Origin of the sequence: Ensifer sp. B1-9, assembly GCF_050474445.1 — a bacterium.
Lineage (GTDB): Bacteria > Pseudomonadota > Alphaproteobacteria > Rhizobiales > Rhizobiaceae > Ensifer.
Map to the genome: position 1 here is coordinate 326,002 of NZ_JBCHVG010000004.1, position 18,884 is coordinate 344,885.

The 18,884-nt window shown below is 59.9% G+C and carries 12 protein-coding genes; 6 read left to right on the forward strand and 6 right to left on the reverse strand.

Annotation, left to right across the window (positions count from 1 at the left end):
- Positions 1–118 precede the first annotated feature (118 nt).
- The 4 genes from ACQ5BM_RS09420 (at position 119) to ACQ5BM_RS09435 (ending at position 8,459) form a co-directional block, all read left to right on the forward strand.
- The gene (locus ACQ5BM_RS09420) at positions 119–385 is read left to right on the forward strand and encodes a hypothetical protein (protein ID WP_429810344.1); all 267 of its coding nucleotides are present in this window, start codon (positions 119–121) and stop codon (positions 383–385) included.
- Between the two features lie 533 nt (positions 386–918).
- On the forward strand, positions 919–1,947 hold the full coding sequence (gene adhP / locus ACQ5BM_RS09425) for an alcohol dehydrogenase AdhP (RefSeq protein WP_429810346.1): 1,029 nt from the start codon (positions 919–921) through the stop codon (positions 1,945–1,947).
- A 136-nt stretch (positions 1,948–2,083) separates the two neighbouring features.
- Complete coding sequence (locus ACQ5BM_RS09430) at positions 2,084–5,938, forward strand: GH36-type glycosyl hydrolase domain-containing protein (RefSeq protein WP_429810348.1); 3,855 nt, start codon at positions 2,084–2,086, stop codon at positions 5,936–5,938.
- Between the two features lie 157 nt (positions 5,939–6,095).
- Complete coding sequence (locus ACQ5BM_RS09435; RefSeq protein WP_429810349.1) at positions 6,096–8,459, forward strand: ethanolamine ammonia-lyase; 2,364 nt, start codon at positions 6,096–6,098, stop codon at positions 8,457–8,459.
- A 118-nt stretch (positions 8,460–8,577) separates the two neighbouring features.
- Here the strand turns inward: ACQ5BM_RS09435 and ACQ5BM_RS09440 are convergent, their stop codons facing one another.
- The 5 genes from ACQ5BM_RS09440 to ACQ5BM_RS09460 form a co-directional block, all read right to left on the reverse strand.
- Positions 8,578–9,597, reverse strand: a complete 1,020-nt coding sequence (locus ACQ5BM_RS09440) for a sulfate/molybdate ABC transporter ATP-binding protein (RefSeq protein WP_429810351.1) — start codon at positions 9,595–9,597, stop codon at positions 8,578–8,580.
- Complete coding sequence (gene cysW / locus ACQ5BM_RS09445) at positions 9,594–10,409, reverse strand: sulfate ABC transporter permease subunit CysW (protein ID WP_429810528.1); 816 nt, start codon at positions 10,407–10,409, stop codon at positions 9,594–9,596. The genes ACQ5BM_RS09440 and cysW overlap by 4 nt, the downstream gene beginning before the upstream one ends.
- Positions 10,410–10,471: 62 nt before the next feature.
- Positions 10,472–11,293, reverse strand: a complete 822-nt coding sequence (cysT, locus tag ACQ5BM_RS09450; protein WP_429810353.1) for a sulfate ABC transporter permease subunit CysT — start codon at positions 11,291–11,293, stop codon at positions 10,472–10,474.
- Positions 11,294–11,371: 78 nt separating this feature from the next.
- Positions 11,372–12,358, reverse strand: coding sequence for a thiosulfate ABC transporter substrate-binding protein CysP (cysP, locus tag ACQ5BM_RS09455; RefSeq protein WP_429810354.1), 987 nt, complete (start codon positions 12,356–12,358; stop codon positions 11,372–11,374).
- An 86-nt stretch (positions 12,359–12,444) separates the two neighbouring features.
- The gene (locus ACQ5BM_RS09460) at positions 12,445–13,614 is read right to left on the reverse strand and encodes a septal ring lytic transglycosylase RlpA family protein (protein WP_429810356.1); all 1,170 of its coding nucleotides are present in this window, start codon (positions 13,612–13,614) and stop codon (positions 12,445–12,447) included.
- A 115-nt stretch (positions 13,615–13,729) separates the two neighbouring features.
- On the opposite strand from ACQ5BM_RS09460, the gene ACQ5BM_RS09465 reads away from it, so the two are divergent.
- Positions 13,730–14,176 carry a hypothetical protein gene (locus tag ACQ5BM_RS09465; protein WP_429810358.1) on the forward strand — a complete coding sequence of 149 codons (447 nt, stop codon included), beginning with the start codon at positions 13,730–13,732 and terminating at the stop codon, positions 14,174–14,176.
- Here ACQ5BM_RS09465 and ACQ5BM_RS09470 read toward each other — a convergent pair whose 3' ends face one another.
- Entirely contained in the window at positions 14,177–16,294 is a 2,118-nt protein-coding gene (locus ACQ5BM_RS09470) for a carboxy terminal-processing peptidase (RefSeq protein WP_429810360.1), read from the reverse strand. It abuts the gene before it with no gap.
- Between the two features lie 438 nt (positions 16,295–16,732).
- Here ACQ5BM_RS09470 and ACQ5BM_RS09475 point away from each other — a divergent pair, with 438 nt between their 5' ends.
- Positions 16,733–18,850: an NAD(P)-binding protein gene (locus tag ACQ5BM_RS09475; RefSeq protein WP_429810362.1), complete on the forward strand. Its 2,118-nt coding sequence runs from the start codon at positions 16,733–16,735 to the stop codon at positions 18,848–18,850.
- The last annotated feature ends 34 nt before the right edge of the window (positions 18,851–18,884 follow it).

The window sequence follows — 18,884 nt, forward strand, 5'->3', positions numbered from 1 at the left end:
CGTCCTCGTTCTCGCAGCGTTTCCTGTTCCTCCGGTGCTTTCACGCGCCGGACCGCAGGAGAAGACCTGGGTTAGGTACCAGACGGACCACAGGTCAGAGCAAAGGACATGAAACGATATGGGTTTGGTACAACTCGGCCGGGCTCGCCTTGCGTTGGTGCTTCCACGGCATCGCGAACTTCTGCGCATCACAAAGAACCATGAACTCTACGATCTGTTCGAGGCCTATGCCCGCGAGTCGATGACACTCGACACCCTTTTGCGGGAACTTCCACGCCGCGAGAAGCAAGTATCGGAGCATCAGCAAACCTGTCTGGATCTGCAGGCCGAAGTGGTAGCGCTGCTGGCGCGGCTGACAGAGCGGGTCAAACCGGGGGCGGTGTAACATTCTGTCCCGCAGGCGCCGAGGCTGGCGCTCCGCGCATTTAAACCGTCGCTACTTCCCAAACAACGCCGACTGCGCCAAACGGCGACAAAGGTGCATGAAGATCGAGCGTGGCGGAAGTATGCGCCGGCGATCAACAACGGTCGCAAGTTGCAGAGCCGGTTGTCGAACCAGGACAACAGGTTTAAAATTCGCTCCGCTAATGACGGTATGCCTCTCGCCGAAGTTAGATTCATATGGCGCCAAAGAACTGGTGACGACAGTTGTCGTCAAGCTTTCGCCTGACAACAGCGGTCAGACAGGCAACCTGGAATTATATTGGACGACCACGTCAGTGGCCTCCCCGTTGTTGGCGACGAAAGCCCGCTCGCGGATCTTATCAGCGGCGGGGAAGAACCGCACGGATGCTCGCCGGAGCGTCCGCAGCGCCGCGGCGTAGTTAAAAGCAACTCGGATTCGTATCCGCAATAGCCAGTACTGGCACTACTGCCCACGAAATACGTCGAAGTCATACAAGCTGGAGGAGCATGGAAATGGCAAAGACGATGAAGGCGGCTGTCGTTCGACAGTTCCGCGCTCCGCTCACCATTGAAGAAATGGCCGTTCCGACACCCGGAGCAGGACAGATACTGGTCAAGTACGAGGCGACAGGCGTGTGCCACACGGATCTCCACGCGGCCAATGGCGACTGGCCGGTAAAGCCATCACCGCCTTTTGTACCCGGACATGAGGGCGTTGGCTTCGTCTCAGCGGTCGGAGCCGGCGTGAAAAGGGTGAAGGAAGGCGATAGGGTTGGAGTGCCTTGGCTGCACACCGCCTGTGGTTATTGCCCTTACTGCCGGACCGGTTGGGAAACACTGTGCGCCTCGCAGTCCAACACAGGCTACTCCGTGAATGGAACCTTCGCAGAGTTCGGACTGGCGGACCCGGATTTCGTCGGCAGCGTTCCAGATAAACTGGAATTCGGTGCAGCCGCACCAGTCCTTTGCGCGGGGGTTACCGTTTACAAGGGTTTGAAGGAAACCGAGGTCCGTCCCGGGGAGTGGGTGGCCATCTCAGGTGTCGGCGGTCTGGGCCACATGGCCGTACAGTATGCCAAGGCGATGGGCATGAACGTCGTCGCCGCGGACATTTTCGAGGAAAAGCTGGCGCTGGCAAAACAGCTCGGTGCCGACATCGCAGTCAACGGCAAGGCCAAAGATGCTATCGAGCAGGTGACACAAGCAACCAATGGCGGCGTGCATGGTGTCCTTGTGACCGCGGTATCTCCCGCCGCGATGGAACAAGCCTTCGGCTTCATGCGGTCGAAAGGGACGATGGCACTGGTCGGCCTTCCTCCAGGAATGATGTCCCTGCCCGTCTTCGAAACGGTCCTGAAACGCATCACCGTGCGCGGATCGATCGTCGGCACACGTCAGGATCTGGAAGAGTCACTGGTGTTTGCCGCGGAAGGAAAAGTGAAGCCGCATTTCTCCTGGGATCGCCTTGAGAACATCAATGAGATCTTCCATCGGATGGAGGCAGGCAAGATCGACGGCCGTATCGTCATGCGGCTGCACTGACTTGCACACCGGGCCACCCGGAGGAATTTCAAGACAGGTCTAGTTGCACGGGAGGCTCAGATGGCCTTACCCGAACAACATCAATGGACCGACCTCTGACTTGAAGCAAGCTGCTGTCGATTTGAGGGATCCCGCGATGGCCCGGTCGATTGAAAAAACTGAAAATCTGGCTTCCCCGCATCGAACGGGCTCGGCTGCCGAAACCGCCCTGCTTTCGAACGGTAGCTATCATGTGCTCCTCACAGAGAATGGGTCAGGATACGCAAGCTGGCGCGGCCTCGATGTCACGCGTTGGCGAGAGGATGTTACGCGCGATTGCTGGGGCCAGTTCTTCTACATCCGGGATCTCGACAGCGATGATGTCTGGTCGGTCGCCGGGCAGCCGATCCGGCGGCCGGACGCAAAATACGAGCGTGCCTTTCATGGCGACCGCGCAGAGTTTCTGTGTGCGGTCAACGATATCGAAATCAGCTCGCAGATATGCGTCGCGGTCGATTGCGATGCCGAAGTGCGCTTGCTTCAGTTCGTCAACAGGGGAACTGCGACAAGGAAACTTGCTGTAACGAGCTACTGCGAAGTCTGCCTGAACGGTCGCCGCGGCGACAGTGCGCATCCCGCGTTCGCCAAGCTTTTTGTCGAAACCTGGTTTGACCCGGAAACGACTGCGCTGTTCGCAAGGCGACGGCCGCGCAGTGCCTTGGACAAGCCGAGCTTTGCGGTGCACGTTTCGGCGTCAAGCCAAAGCGGCGGTCCTTCGGTCGAGTACGAGACAGATCGCTACCGATTTCTTGGCCGAGGGGGAACGCCATCGAACCCCGGCGCCCTTGAGACCGGCCAAAGCCTTTCAGCGACGACGGGCCCTGTCCTTGATCCGATCTTCAGCTTGCGCAGGGTTGTGGTTTTGGAACCCTCCGAGACTGCGCAACTCGCTTTCGTGACGGGTGCGTCTGAGGGAGAAAATGCTGCACTGGCGATTGCGAGGCGGTTTTCTGACATCGCGGCGGCAGGTCGGGCACTGTCGCTCGCGATGGAAAGCTACACCAATGCGGCCGCCACCTTCATGTTTACGGCCGACAAGGTGGCCGACTACTATCAACTCGCAGGAGCCTTGGCCCGTTCGAATCCTGACCTTCGGAATGGCGGCGTCCATGGTGAGCCGCCCCTGGAGATCGGCGTGTTGTGGTCGAACGGGGTCAGCGGCGAACTTCCAATCCTGCTGCTGCGGCTCGACCAAAAAGGCAGAAATTCGCTTCTCCGGGATGCCCTTGATGCGCATACATTCCTGACCGGGCATGGCCTCGCCTTCGACCTTCTTCTGCTCGATGAGAGTGGTGCAGATGAGACTGCACGATTGCGCGAACAGGTCGCAGAAAGCCAGCACGAAGAACTCCTCGATAAACCGGGTGGAATTCACGCCCTTTGTGGCGCCAAACTTCCCAGCACCGCGATTGCGACGATCGTTGCCGCCGCGCGTGTCGTCCTTGCTTCTAGCCTTGGGTCGCTTGGCGCTCAGATCGCGCCGAGGACAAGCGTTCCACTCTCTGCGTTGCGGCCCGAAACAACCTCCCGCCGCCAACGAGGACAGCCAGGCGAAACTCCAACGGGCCTTCTTTTTTGGAACGGACATGGGGGCTTCACTCAAGAGGGCCGTGAATATGTGATCGCCGCGCAGCGCGTGACACCGGCGCCGTGGTGCAACGTTATCGCCAACCCCGAATTCGGCTGCATGACGAGCGAAAGCGGCCTTGGATATACCTGGGCGGCCAATAGCCAACTGAACAGGCTTACCCCATGGTCGAACGATCCGGTTTCAGACCCTCCGGGCGAGGTCGTCTATCTGCGTGATGATCGCACCGGAGAGATCTGGACGCCGACCCCTCTGCCGCTCGGACAATCGTGGTCCACCACTATTAGCCATGGGCAGGGCTATACGCGCTATGAAGGCGCCAGCAGGACTCTTCACCACGAAATGACGGTGCATGTTCCCGTCTCTGCCCCGCTCAAGATCATCCAGCTTGTCATTCGCAATGAGGGAACCGAAGCGCGCGCGGTTAGCGCAACCTACTTCCTTGAGTGGGTGCTCGGAACCTTGCGTGAGGACGCTTCGGCGCGGATCGCCTGCGAACATGACACCAAGACACACGCGATCATCGCCAGACACATCTGGCAAGGTCCATTCGCGGGACGACTGGCATTCGTTGCATCAAGCATACCCCCACGATCATTCACCTGCGATCGCAGCGAGTTCCTGGGGCGCAACGGCTCCGTCATAAAGCCCCTGGGGCTGAACGGCTCCGAGCTGAGCGGATCCACCAACGCCTTGCGCGACCCGTGCGCTGCGCTAACAGTCGAGATGTCGGTCTTGCCTGGCCAGAGCGTCGAGCTTGTGTTCGTGCTCGGGCAAGCAACCAGTCGCGACGACGTCCGCAGGCTCGTTCGGGAATATGCCGAGCCGAACGGCGCACGGCGTTCTCTGGAAGCCGCCACCCGGCAATGGGACCAGACCCTGAGTGCGATCACGGTTCGCACGCCAGATAAAGCCTTTGACCTCATGATGAACCGGTGGCTGCTTTACCAGGTACTGGTATGCCGTGTTTGGGCGCGGACCGGGTTTTATCAATCTGGGGGGGCGTATGGTTTTCGAGACCAGTTGCAGGATGTCTTGGCGTTGGTTCACTGTGCGCCCCAAGAGGCGCGTGCGCACATCCTGCGCGCCGCGGCGCGCCAGTTCACGGAAGGCGACGTTCAACACTGGTGGCACCCGCCGACAGGCGTTGGTGTTCGGACCCGCATCACCGACGACCTCTATTTTCTCCCCTATGTCGTCCAAAACTATGTGTCGGTAACAGGAGACTATGCACTTCTAAGCGAGCGCGTGCCTTTCATCTCGTCGCCGGTCCTTACGGACGAGCAGGAGGAGACCTTCGGCGTGCCCGAGATCTCTTCCGAGACGGCAACGCTTTATGAACATTGCTGCCGCGCCCTTGAACGCGGTCTTCGCACCGGTCGTCATGGCCTCCCGCTGATGGGGACAGGCGACTGGAACGACGGCATGAATAAGGTGGGCGCGGAAGGCCTGGGCGAAAGCGTCTGGAACGGGTGGTACTTCCTGACGGTCCTGAAGTCGTTCGCCACGTTGGCAACGGCCAGGGGAGACAATGAACGGGGCGCATGGTGCGAAGACCGCGCCGAGGCGCTGCGCGTTTCACTGGAGACACACACCTGGGACGGCTCCTGGTACCGCCGTGCGTACTTCGACGACGGAACGCCACTTGGCTCCTCGGTGAACGATGAATGTCAGATCGACGCCATACCTCAGGCGTGGGCCGTCATATCGGGTTCTGCCGACGCAGAACGTGCTTCAAAGGCGATGCAGGCGGTCTGGGAACGATTGGTTCGTCCAGAAGACAAGTTGATCCGCCTATTTGATCCACCGTTCGACAAAGGAGCTCTGCAGCCGGGCTACATCAAGGGCTATGTTCCGGGAATTCGGGAGAACGGTGGTCAATATACCCATGCGGCCGCATGGGTTGTACTGGCAACCGCACTGTTGGGGGATGGAGACAGAGCGTTTGATCTCTGGAGCATGCTTAACCCTATCAATCATGCTCTCTCCGCCGAAGACTCAGAGCGCTACGTGGTCGAACCCTATGTCGTGAGCGCTGATATCTACGGTGCAGCCCCCCATACAGGCCGCGGTGGATGGACCTGGTACACCGGATCGGCCGGCTGGCTCTACCGCGTCGGTCTCGAAGCGATCCTCGGCATCCGCCGGCAAGGCGGGCAGCTCTTTATCGAGCCCTGCATGCCGACCAATTGGCCGGGCTTTGAGGTCGACTTCCGATTTGGATCGGCGACCTATTGCATCAAGATCAGCAGGAAACGGGGGCACCGACGAACGCTCATGATGGATGACGAGGAACTCCACGACCTCAGCGTCCCGCTCGCGGACGACGGGCGTAACCATCAAATCCTCCTGATTGTCGGCTGACCATGTCGGAGCTCTTGTCGACAGATCCAGAACTGGGCGGAAGCCGACCCCGGGCAGGGATTCGCTCAGTGCAATTCACGACATTAGCGGCAGGTTACAGATCCGCTGCAACGTTCAATCCAACGCGGTACCGACCTTTTGCAGAAAGGAAGTGGCCATGACGAAGGGCCCGTTCTCTCATCAGCATGCCGGACCATCCGGAGTATACAGAAGAGACCTCCTGATCATTGCCGGAACTGCCGCTGCCGCGCTCGCGACCTCCGGCCACAGAGCCGCGGCAGCGCCGCCTGGCGAAAAGGCGATCCGGATTGAGGACATCAGGCGCGACGAGGATGTCTTTACCTACCTCAACAGGATCAAAGGCGGCTTTGATCAAAAGGCCTACCAGCAGGTGATCGGCGCTGCCAACGAGTTCAAGGAGGGGGACCAAACGATTGGCGTGGGCGCCGAAGACGACGCGACGCGGCGCAACGCACGCGCTCTGCTGACAAACACCAAAATCGGGGACCTCTACGGGCATCCATTGTTTGAGGACAACTTGCAGCACCTGATCTGGCAGACCACCGACCAAGCTCAATTCGAAAAGGTCAAAGACTGGACGATGGGACGACTGAAAGAGTTTCTTCTGAACGAACCGGAAGAAAACATCAAAGCTGTTATGATTGGGCTGACCAGCGATACCATCGGATGCGTCCCGAAACTGATGAGCAATGAGGAGCTCATCTCCGTCAGCAACAAGATTTTCAATCCGATGCCCGGCACAAAGTTGGGTGCGAAAGGGTATATGGGCGCCCGGATTCAACCGAATTCCCCCACAGACCACCCCGAAGACATTGTCTGGCAGGTGTTTGATGCGTTTTCCTATGCGACCGGCGATATCGTCATCGGCACCAATCCGGTGGACAGCACGGTGGACAGCGTCGTCACCGTCGAGCGAGCGCTCAAGGACATCGTCGATACGTTTGCGCTCGGTGACGTAATCCCCTGGTGTGTGCTCGCGCACATCGACGTTCAGGGCGAGGTCGGCGAGGATTTCCCAGGAACGGTTTCAACCATGTTCCAAAGCCTTGCGGGAACGGACGATTGCAACAAGATCTTCGATATTACGAACGACAAGATCCTGAGGTATGCGCGCGCCAAGGCTGGCGAACGATACGGCCTCTACTTCGAAACCGGGCAAGGCTCGGAATTCACCAACGGCGTCGCAAACGGCGTCGATATGATGGTTCTTGAGGCCCGCAAATACGGGTTCAGCAGGGCGGTGGGACTCGAACTCGCAAAAGTTCAGCCCAGAGGCCCATGGCTTCACGTCAACGATGTCGCGGGTTTCATAGGTCCGGAGGTCTTCAAAACTCGCGAGCAGCTCGTCAGATGTTGCCTCGAAGATATGGTCATGGGCAAGCTCCATGGGCTCACCATCGGGCTCGATATCTGCACGACCTTGCATATGACAGTCAGTCTCGAAGACCTGGATTGGTGTCAGGACCAGGTCCTTCCAGCCAACCCCGCCTATTTAATTGCGCTGCCGACCAAGAACGACCCGATGTTGAGTTATCTCACCACATCGTTCCAGGACCACGTGCGGGTCAGAGAAAAGTTCGGTTTCAAGGTCAACGATGCGATGTGGGAATTCTACAAGCGTATTGGGATCATTGGCGAGGATGGCAAATACACGGCGAACTACGGTGATCCTCTCTGGGTCTACTATCAGTACCGACTCGCCAAAGGTGACGGAAGAACCAAGGACGCCGTCTATGCCGAGGGCCGTGAGAAGATGCGGGAGGTCGAAGAGCGAGGTGTCGACCTTGCAACGGGTCACGGAGCGGAAATCTGGGATCTCAACCCGGCGCTCGCAGCCAAGGTGAAGAGCCTCTACGATGACGCCAAGCAATCCCTTTGGGCTGAACTGACGCCCGAATTCATCGCTGCCGTGCCCAACGTCGTGCAGGTGCGCACGCTCTCCAGAGACCGCAACGATTACATAGCCCACCCGAGCACGGGCGAAACGATCAGCGCGGAAACAGCCGCGGAGATTGAGAAAATACGGGATCTCTGGGGCAATGACATACCGAAGGGCCAGATCGTCATCTCAGACGGACTGAACGCCAAGGCCATTATGGATGAGGGACACCTCGCCCCCTTCCTCGAAGAAATGCGCAGGCTTCTCTCGGACGCGGGTGTCTCGGTGGGGGACAAGAACATCGTTGTCACAAGCGGAAGAGTTCGGGCCGGCTACCGCATCGGCGAGATGCTTTACGCGAAGGCTGACCCCGACAGCCTAAGAGGAATCCTCCACATTATCGGCGAACGCCCCGGCACCACGCATCACGCCTACTCCGTCTATATTACGGTCGCAAAGGGCAAGCGATGGGCAGAGAAGAATATCGACCACGACATCACGAGGCTCGTAAGCAATGTCGCGGATACGGCCCTGGATCCGAAGAAAGCCGCCAGGGAAACCCTGACCATTATTCGCGAGATCGTCGGCAAAGAGGTCAATGGCAGCCGTCGATACGGATGACCGTGCCTTGCTTCTATCGAGGGTCTCGGCCGCGATAGCCAACCGCGATCAGTAGCCGGAACGGGATCTCCATGCGCACCGGCGGCGCAATGAACCATCAGACCATGGATCGCTCCGTCTACGCGGCAAATACCTTGGCACGGCGCAGCGTGACGAAACCATTGTCGCCGGATGTCACGGCGCGTTCCGGTTCCAGGTCGAGTTCCAGATGCACGCCGTCGCGAGTGGTCGCAATCACCCGGCGACCGCCCGGCCGGTCCATGACCCGACTGATCGTGGCCGCGATGCCCGCCCCTTTCGGCGCCCAGTCAAGATCGCCGGGACGGGCGTAGAGTTCGGCCTTGCCATCTGCCAAACCCGTTGCGTCGATCACCGCGCCATCGGCATAGGCCTTGCCGTCGCGCACGTCGGCGGTGAGCATGTTGGCATCGCCCAGGAACTTCATGACAAATGCCGACTTGGGGTCGCGGCAGACCGCCTCCGGCGTTCCCTGTTGGACGATGTGGCCATCCTTCAAGATCACGACGCGATCGGCGAGGTCGAGAGCCTCTTCCTGGTCATGGGTGACGAAAAGCGTCGTGATGCCGAGCGTGGTGTGGATCTCGCGCAGCCAACGGCGAAGCTCGCGTCGGACGTTGGCGTCAAGCGCGCCAAAAGGTTCATCGAGGAGAAGCACTTTTGGATCGACCGCGAGCGCACGGGCAAGCGCAACACGTTGACGCTGTCCTCCGGAGATCTGCGCCGGAAACCGGTCACCCAGCCCTTCGAGGCGTACCAGCCGCAAGAGTTCCGTCACACGCGCATGGATCGCGGCCTTCTCGCGTTTCACCTTCGACACGTCCATGCCGAAGGCGATGTTTTCCGCAACGGTCATATGCGGGAAAAGCGCATAATGCTGGAACACGAAGCCCACGCCGCGGTCGCGCACCGGGATGTCGGTCGCATCCTGATCGCCGAAATAGATGTGGCCGCTATCGGCGAATTCGAGACCTGCCACCATGCGCAGGATGGTCGTCTTGCCGGAACCGGAGGGCCCGAGCAGCGCGACGAGTTCGCCGCTCTCGACCTCCAGGGAGACGTCCTTGACGGCGCGAAAGGTTTCGAAAATCTTGACGACGTGATCAAGGCGGATCTTCATGAAGTTTTCTCCGCAGGATTGACTGGCGGACGGACACGGCCCGCGCCGCGGCGCTCCAGCGCCACCTTGGCAATGATGGTAAAGACGGCGATAAGCGCCAGAATGGACGCGGACGCGAAGGCGCCGGCTGCCTGGTAGTCGTGGTAAAGCAGCTCGATATGGAGCGGCAGCGTGTTGGTTTGGCCGCGGATATTGCCCGAAACGACCGACACCGCGCCGAACTCGCCCATGACACGAGCATTGCAAAGGACGACGCCATAAAGCAGCGCCCATTTGATGTTTGGCAGCGTAACGGAGAAAAAGGTGCGCCAGCCGGATGCCCCGAGCGAAGTCGCGGCCTCTTCGAGATCCCTGCCCTGGGCCTGCATGAGCGGAATAAGTTCACGAGCGACGAACGGCGCTGTGACGAACATCGAGGCCAGGATGATGCCGGGGATGGCGAAAAGGATCTTGATACCGTACGCGTCGAGCGTCGGGCCGAATAGGCCTTGCAGTCCATAGACGAAGAGGTAGGCGACACCCGCAACGATCGGCGAGACCGAGAACGGGATTTCGATGACGACCAGCAGGAAGGCTTTGCCGCGGAAGTCGAATTTGGTGATGGCCCAGGCCGCGGCGATACCGAAGGCGGTATTGACCGGAACTGCAACGAGCGCGGCGAGCACGGTCAGCATGATCGCGTGCCGGGTGTCGGGATGAAGGATCGTGTCGCGATAAACCTGCCAGCCTTTGGCAAAGGCTTCGACGCCAATAATCAAGAGGGGTGCGAGGATGAGGAAGGCACCGACGATAAGGACGATGCCGATCAGCATACGACGGAAGAATGGTCCGTCGCCGACGCGGGGCGGGGTGCGGCCGGTTCTTTTTCTCACGGTCAGGTCCTCAGCGTGTAGCGCAGCGCTCTTGCCTGCAGCCAATTCGTGATGCCGAGCATCAAGAAGGCTGCGAACAACAGGACGGAGGCGATCGCGGCAGCGGCCTGATAGTCGTATTCCTCCAGCCGAATGAAGATCAGCAGGGCGGTAATTTCGGTAGACATCGGCTGATTGCCGGCGATGAAGATGATCGCGCCGAATTCGCCGAGGCAACGGGCGAAGGAGAGCGACACGCCCGCCAGAAGCGCAGGCGTAAGGAGCGGTAGAATGACCTTGCGGAAGATCGCCCAATCCGAGCCGCCAAGCGACTGGGCCGCCTCTTCCAGCGACGGGTCGAGATCTTCCAGGACCGGCTGCACCGTTCGCACGATGAAGGGCAGCGATGTGAAGCACATGGCGATCATGATGCCGAGCGGAGTGTAGGCAACCTTGACGCCGAAGTTGCTGAGGATCGAACCGAAAAAGCCGTTCGTCGTGAAAAGAGCCGTCAGCGAAATGCCGGCGACTGCGGTGGGCAATGCAAACGGCAGATCGACCATCGCGTCAACGATACGCCTTCCCGGAAAGCGATAGCGCACCAGGGCCCAGGCGAGCGCCAGGCCAAAAAAGAGATTGAAGACGGTCGCGGCAAGTGCGGTGAACACTGTGACGCGATAGCTCGCGACAGCCCGCGACGACGAGACGATCTGCCAGTAATCGGTAGGGCCAAGGCTTGCTGCCTTGAACACGAGTGCTGCCAGCGGCAGGACGACGATCAAGCTCACATAGAGCAGCGTCACACCCAGCGACAGGCGTAATCCGGGCAGGACATTGCGTCTCAAATGGTCATTTCCTTGTCATGATGAAACCCGGCAAACGGTTCGTCCGCCGGGCTGGCTGAAAGCGAAATCGGATGGCGCCTAGCGGCTACCGTAGAGCTTGTCCAGAACGCCGCCGGAGGCGAAGTGCTCGGTCTGGATCTTGCCCCATCCGCCGAAGACATCGTCGACGTTCACCAGGCGGATCGCCGGAAATTGATCCTTGAACGCGCCGGCCACCTTCTCGTTGCGGACGCGGTGGCCAAATTCAGCGGCGATGCGCTGGCCTTCTTCGGTGTAGAGGAAATCAAGATAGGTCTTGGACAGGGCTTCCGTGCCGTGCTTCTCGGCGACCTTTTCGACGACGGCGACGGGAAATTCGGCGAGCAGGCTAACCGATGGGATGACGCTCTCGACCTTGTCGGCGCCGTACTGCTTGACGATGCTACGGGTCTCGGCCTCAAACGTGATCAAGACATCGCCGGTCTCGCGTTCGACAAAGGTCGTCGTGGAGGCGCGGCCGCCGGTGTCGAAGACCGGAACGTTGTCGAAGATCTTGGTGATATAGGCCTCGATCTTCGCTTCGTCGCCTTCGTAAGCTTCCTTGGCCCAAGCGTAAGCGGCGAGATAGGTGTAGCGGGCGTTGCCGGAAGTTTTCGGATTGGGGAAGACGGCGTGGACGTCGTCGCGCGCCAGATCGCTCCAGTCCTTGATATTCTTCGGATTGCCGGCGCGCACCAGGAACGACGGGAAAGAATAGAAGGGCGAGGCATTGTTCGGGAAAGCCTTGGCCCAGTCCTTGGCCACGAACCCGTTCTTGGCCAGGAACTCGATGTCGGTGGTCTGGTTGAAGGTCACGACGTCGGCCTCGAGACCTTCGAGGATCGAGCGGGCCTGCTTCGAGGTGCCGGCGTGCGACTGGTCGATCGTCACGCCCGGATGCTGCTTGATGAACGCCTCGTTCTCGGCGACGAAAAGCTCTCGCGAAACGTCGTAGGAGGCATTGAGGAGCTTCGTAGGCTCCTCGGCCAGCGCGGGTGTCACGAAGTGCGCGGCAAGGGTAGCGCCGAGAATGAGGAGGCGTTTCATGCAATTCTCCGGTGTTGTTTTCCCTGAGAACCTATCGGCGCGCGTGTTGTCGCGCGAGGGAGCGAGCACTTTGGTTGTGCAAGGCTTTAGAAATTCCGTCTAGTTTTCGCCACAATTCGCAGAGTTTTTTGCCTGCGAGCCTTGTACGGGTGAGCCCGGGCACGTCGCCGGGCAGGCCGTATATGCCGAACCCGTCCACATGCACCTCGTCCTTTTGAGAGCCTGGAAAGACGCGCTGCGCTTCGTGACCATGACGGCTTCCCTGGCCAGCGGAAGCCGCTCAGCGGGTGCTTTCTGGAAATCACGCCGACCGGGCGCCCGTTGCGATTGCCCGCCGGCAGCGGGGGAACCCCGCACTTGTCGCGCACAGCGTGGCTGCTCCCGTCCTCGTCCAGGCAATATTTGACATCAAACGTCACCACATCGCCAACCCTTGCAGCGCCGCTCGCCGGGCGCTCAAAGGTCACGCGGCCGATCTCGGCGAACATCGCGAATTGCGCGGATGTCTGGAACGCAGATACGACGTCTGTCTTTGCAGACCAGAGCGACCGGCTATGCCTCTGCAAATGGTCGCCCGCAGACCTCATCGAAGCAACCATCACATCGGTTGCGTTCGGGAGGTGTCGACGAATGTCGGGGAGGTGATCGCGTTTCCTGACGTAGGAGGCCATGAGGTAGGGCGCATCATGTCCGTCCAAGCGGGCGCGGCCCATATACTGCACCCGAACCCGGGCGGTGCCACGGTGTTTCAGGTCCAGCATCTCCGCCGCCCTCCTGGAAACGTCGATGATGCGGCCCTGACGAAACGGGCCGCGATCGTTGACGCGCAGGATGAGCGAAGAACCGTTGTCGAGATTCGTCACCCGCACGTAGCTGGGCAAGGGAAGGGTCGGGTGCGCCGCAGAAAGGTGACTCGGGTTATAAACCTCGCCGTTTGCGGTCAAGCGCCCACGAAAGGCCGAGCCGTACCAGGAGGCGACTCCATTCTTGTCGTAGATGGGATCTTCCTTCGGAAAATAGTGCGCGCCTTTCATCCGATAGGGCTTGCCGACAGTGTAGCGACCACCGCTCTTGCGAATGTGCTTGCTGTGGGGAGCTCGTTGGCTCACCTCCACGCCGTAAACCTTCTCGGAATATCCTCTGATGTGGTAGCCGTCCGGGGCTTGTGTGATCGTGCAGGTGGCGCAGCAGGCGCAGACCATTACGATCGCCAGGCATCGCGCGCCTCTGACGGCCTTACCGACATCGATAACCATCTTTCCTACGCTGGCGACGGCCTTTCGCGCATCCGCGAGATCTCTTGACACGAAGGTTCATGCTGATTGCACGCTCGAAGCCAGATCGAGTGACAGGCTGAAAGGCGGCCGAAGCATGCGTCGACGCATTGTCGAAACCGGGAGCACGCCATTGATTCGCTCCATCCGTGATATAGTTGCCAAATCGGAATTGATGGCGAAAGTTCCATTGGGACGCACGAATTTTGCGCCGTCCTCTCGCCTGGATGGCACCCGGGAACGCCAGCCGGGGGGACTGCACCTTCACCTGGACGCAAAAGGCGGCTGCCATGGCGCGAGATTGGATCGCCGCAAGCGGGATTGGTATGTTTCGCCCGCAGCCGCTTGCAAAAAGAAGCCTGAACCGCGTTTATGGCGGGGCGGCCGCTCCCTCCCCCCGCTATTGACAATCGTTCGCGCCGAAGACACCCGCCGATTTCGCGAAGGCGGCGCACATCTCGCCGCCTTGAAATTCTCCAGGCTGCGACGAAAAGCGAAGACAGGGTCGCAAGCCGAGCATTGTTTTGGCGCGGGCCGGGTCTGACTATTTCCCGTTTGCATTTCCCGATCGTTTGGTGGCCGCCTTCAGCCCTCCTTCCTGCAAGTCCGCCTCATCGGCAAGAATGGCGGCAGCCTCGTCCAGCAAGACATCCTTTGCGTTCTTGCGGGCATTCTCAATGGCAAGCTCAGCACTCAGGCTGCGCTCGTTTGCATTGAGGCCATCGTCTTCGCCAGCATCGTCGCCATCGCTCGCTTGCGCTCGAGACTTGAACCGATTTTCTCGCGCGGTCATTTCTTTACGGCGTTCGGCTTCGTTGAGGGAGATAGTCCCTTTGTCGCGTTGCGCTTTCATGTCCGCAATGTCTTTCAACAGACGTTGGAAGTCCGGATTGCTCTCAACCCGCGCATCATGGCGGCTTTGCAGTTTCGGAAGCAGCGTCGCTACACTGTCTGCCGGCGCATATTTCGCGGGCTTGATCTGCGCCCATGGCAAAGCATTGTCGTAGCTAGTCTCGCCAAAGCGTGCCGGATCAGAAAGTCCCGGCAAATTGATGTCAGGCGTCACACCGCGCAACTGCGTCGTACCGCCGTCGATCCGGAAAAACTGGGCAATCGTCACTTTCAGCTGGCCGAATTCGGGTTTGCTGTTGCGAACCAACTGGTCGAGGTCCACGACAGTTTGAACGGTGCCCTTGCCGAAACTGGGTTCGCCTATGATCACGCCTCGACCGTAATCCTGGATGGCCGCGGCAAAAATCTCCGAAGCCGACGCCGACCCGCGGTTGATCAGAACACCCACAGGGCCGGTCCAGACGGGCGCCGGAAAGTCCGCACTTGTTACCGCGACCTTTCCGTCGCTGCCGCGCTGCTGCACGACCGGCCCCTTGCCGATGAACAGGCCGGTCAATTCGATCGCCTCGTCCAGTGAGCCGCCGCCATTGTTGCGCACGTCGATAAGAACGCTGTCGACTTTTTCTTGCTTCAGTTCGTCGAGAAGCTTTCCGACATCGCGGCTTGCGCTTCTAAAGTTCTTGTCTCCTTTGTGCCGGGCCTCAAAATCCTCGTAGAATGCCGGCAGGGTGATCACCCCGATCTTGCGCGTGGTTTCCCCCACTTTCACAGGCAGCACCCGCTTCTGGGCCGCCTGCTTTTCGAGGCTGATTTTGTCACGCACCAGGGTCACCACGCGATGTGTGGCATCTGCTCCGGCATCCGCCGGCAGGATGTCCAAGCGCACGACGGATCCTTTTTTCCCGCGTATCATTTGCACGACTTCATCAAGGCGCGTGCCCACCACTTCTTTTATGGGCCCATCCCTGCCCTGGCCAACGCCGGTAATGCGGTCTCCGACCGCAAGCTTGCCGGACAATTGCGCCGGCCCCCCAGGCACGAGCTCACGGATGGTCGTGTAATCGTCGCGTTCCTGCAGAACCGCTCCGATACCGACCAGCGAAAGCTTCATTGCGATATTGAAATCGGCCGAAGCGGCGGCGCCGAAGTAGTCCGTGTGCGGGTCGACCGACGTCGTGTAGGCGTTCATGAACGACTGGAAGACGTCATCGCTCTTATACTTGTAGGCACGATCGAGAGCGTTTGTGTATCGTTTGGCGAGCGTCTCGCGAATAGCCGCATCGTTCTTGCCGCCCAGTTTCAACCGCAACCAGTCGCTTTTTACGCGTTTGCGCCAAAGCTCATTGCTCTCGGCTTCCGATTGCGGCCAAGGCGCGGTGTCGCGCATCACGGAATAGCTCTCCTGCGCGCTGAAATCGAAGTTCTGCTTAAGCAAGTCGCGCGCGTAGCTCATGCGGTCGACAACGCGCTTCTCATAGGCGTTGAAGATCTCAAACGGGATCGACAGATCTTTCTGCTTGATAGCGTCGTCGATCTCGCTGCGCTTAGACATGAACCTGTCGATGTCCGCTTGCAGGAAGAGCACGCGGTCCGGATCGAGTGACTTGATGAACCGATCCATGATCGTGGCCGACAAGGCGTCGTCGAGCGCAACCGGCTTGTAGCTGAAACGCGTAAGAAATTTCGCACTCAGCTGGGCAGCTTGTGCCTGTTGCTTAACCGGCTCCAAAACGGGCGGAGGGGCAACTTCGGCATAGGCGGACTGCACGAGTGCAAGAAATGCACCAAGGAAGACGTGTGATATGCGCATTCAGCGTTGACCCAATTCTTAAATGCCGAGTGTCGATGCCAATCTAGGTGAAACAATTATGGTTTTTTGGCAACCGGGTGGATCATATGCGGCAGCGAGTGTTCGACGCATGCGCGCGCAAACGCGCCATTAAGTCCGACATCGCAACCGAAATTCGACATCGGAGTGCGGTTTCCTGCTGCCGCAGGCAGACTTGAACGATTGCGACAGCTCCCTCGCCCGCGAGACAGGTTGCGTGCTTTCCCGGCTACAAATGAAGAGCCACGCCGCCTGTGCCGGGATCATGACGAAGCGAAATGACATCAAAACAATTTGCCATTGATGAAACTATACAATTGTATAGCAATGATCTTGCGAGGCGGCCGCGCCCGGTTAATCTGGGCTCGCCACGCTTTGCGGCTGGCCGCCGAAAACAAATTCTTACTCATGGTAGTGACGATGTCCCGAGACCCCCGCTTCGACATTCTCTTTGAACCCGTCAAGATCGGCCCCGTCACGGCGCGCAACCGCTTCTACCAGGTGCCGCACTGTTCCGGCATGGGCTACCGGTATCCGAACGCGGAGGCGCAACTGCGCGGTATGAAGGCCGAGGGTGGCTGGGCAGTCGTCTCTACCCAGGAGGCGGAAATCCATCCAACCTCCGACCTGACGCCGGCCAACGAAGCGCGTCTTTGGGACGAGGGCGACCTGCCCGCACTCTCCGCAGTCGCCGAGCGCATCCATCACCACGGCAGCCTGGCGGCCATCCAGCTCGTCCATAACGGTTTGCATGTCGCCAACCGTTTCAGCCGGATGATCCCGCTTGCCCCGTCGCACGCCATCACCGACAGCCTCGACCCCGTCCAGGCGCGCGCCATGGATAAGACCGATATTGCAGACATGCGCCGCTGGTATCGCAACGCCGCATTGCGTGCCAAGAGAGCCGGTTTCGACATCATCTATGTCTATGCCGGTCATGACATGAGCGTGCTGCAGCACTTTCTGTCGCGCCGCCATAACCAGCGCAGTGACGAGTATGGCGGCTCCTTCGAAAACCGGCTGCGGCTGTTCCGGGAGATCATGGAGGATACGCGCGAAGCGGTCGGCGATACCTGTGCGCTCGCCGTGCGCCTCGCAGTCGACGAATTGATGGGCCCCTCCGGCATCACCAGTGAAGGAGAAGGCAAGGACATCATCTCGGCGCTCGCCGATCTTCCCGACCTCTGGGACGTCAACCTTTCCGACTGGTCCAACGACAGCCAAACGGCGCGCTTCTCCGAGGAAGGTTACCAGGAGCCCTATACCCGTTTCGTAAAGTCCGTCACGACCAAGCCGGTGGTCGGCGTCGGGCGCTATACCTCGCCGGACAGCATGGTGCGGGTGATCCGCCAGGGCATTCTCGACTTCATCGGCGCGGCACGGCCGTCGATCGCCGATCCTTACCTGCCGAAGAAGATCGAGGAGGGACGCGTCGACGATATCCGCGAATGCATCGGCTGCAATATCTGCGCGTCCGGCGACAATACCAACGTGCCGATGCGCTGCACGCAGAATCCGACGATCGGCGAAGAGTGGCGCAAGGGCTGGCATCCGGAAATCATAGCGCCGTCACAGGCGCCCGAGCCGGCGCTCATTATCGGTGGTGGCCCGGCCGGCCTCGAAGCGGCGCGGGCTCTTGCTCAGCGCGGCGTCGACGTCGTACTCGCGGAAGGAAGCGGAGAATGGGGTGGTCGGGTCGCGCGCGAATGTCGCCTGCCTGGACTTGCGACCTGGGGCCGTGTGCGCGACTGGCGCGTCAGTCAGCTAAGCACGCAGGTGAATGCCCAACTCTATCTGCACAGCCCGTTGAGCGCCGACGACGTTCTGCAATACGGCATGCCTCACGTCGCGATTGCCACCGGCGCGCGCTGGCGATGCGACGGCGTCGGCCGCACGCACCGGCAACCCCTCGACTTCCTTTCGCAGGGCGCTCTCCTTTCGCCCGATGCCCTTCTTGTCGATCGCGCCGCGGCCGTGTCCGTCGATGGTCCGGTCGTAATCTTCGATGACGATTGCTTCTACATGGGCAGTGTGCTTGCTGAGCTGCTGGCCAGGGCTGGCCGAACCGTAACCTTCGTGACGCCCGAATCTCAGGTGTCACCGTGGAGCAAAAACACGCTCGAACAGGGAAGTGTGCAAAGGCGTCTCATCGAGCTTGGCGTGGACATCATGCCGACCATGGGACTTTCCGGCCGCACGAAGGACCGCCTGGAGCTTGCCTGCATCTACAGCGGAAAGACGCGACAGATCGACTGCGGTACACTCGTTCCGGTCACCGCACGGCTACCCGATGAAACCTTGTGGCATGAGCTGAAAGCGCGCGAATCGGAATGGGCCGATGCTGGCATCAAGACCGTTGTCCGGCTGGGCGACTGCCTGGCACCCGGTCTCATCGCTGCCGCCGTCTATTCGGGCCACGAATATGCCCGAACCTATCAGGAGCACGTCGACAGGGACATGGTCCCCTTCCGGCGCGAAGACATTGCAAGGCTTCACGGCAGGCTTGGCGAGATTGGAACCGTCGCTACGCCAAGATAGGACCTGGGCACTGGCGACGATCCGCCCCTGCGGT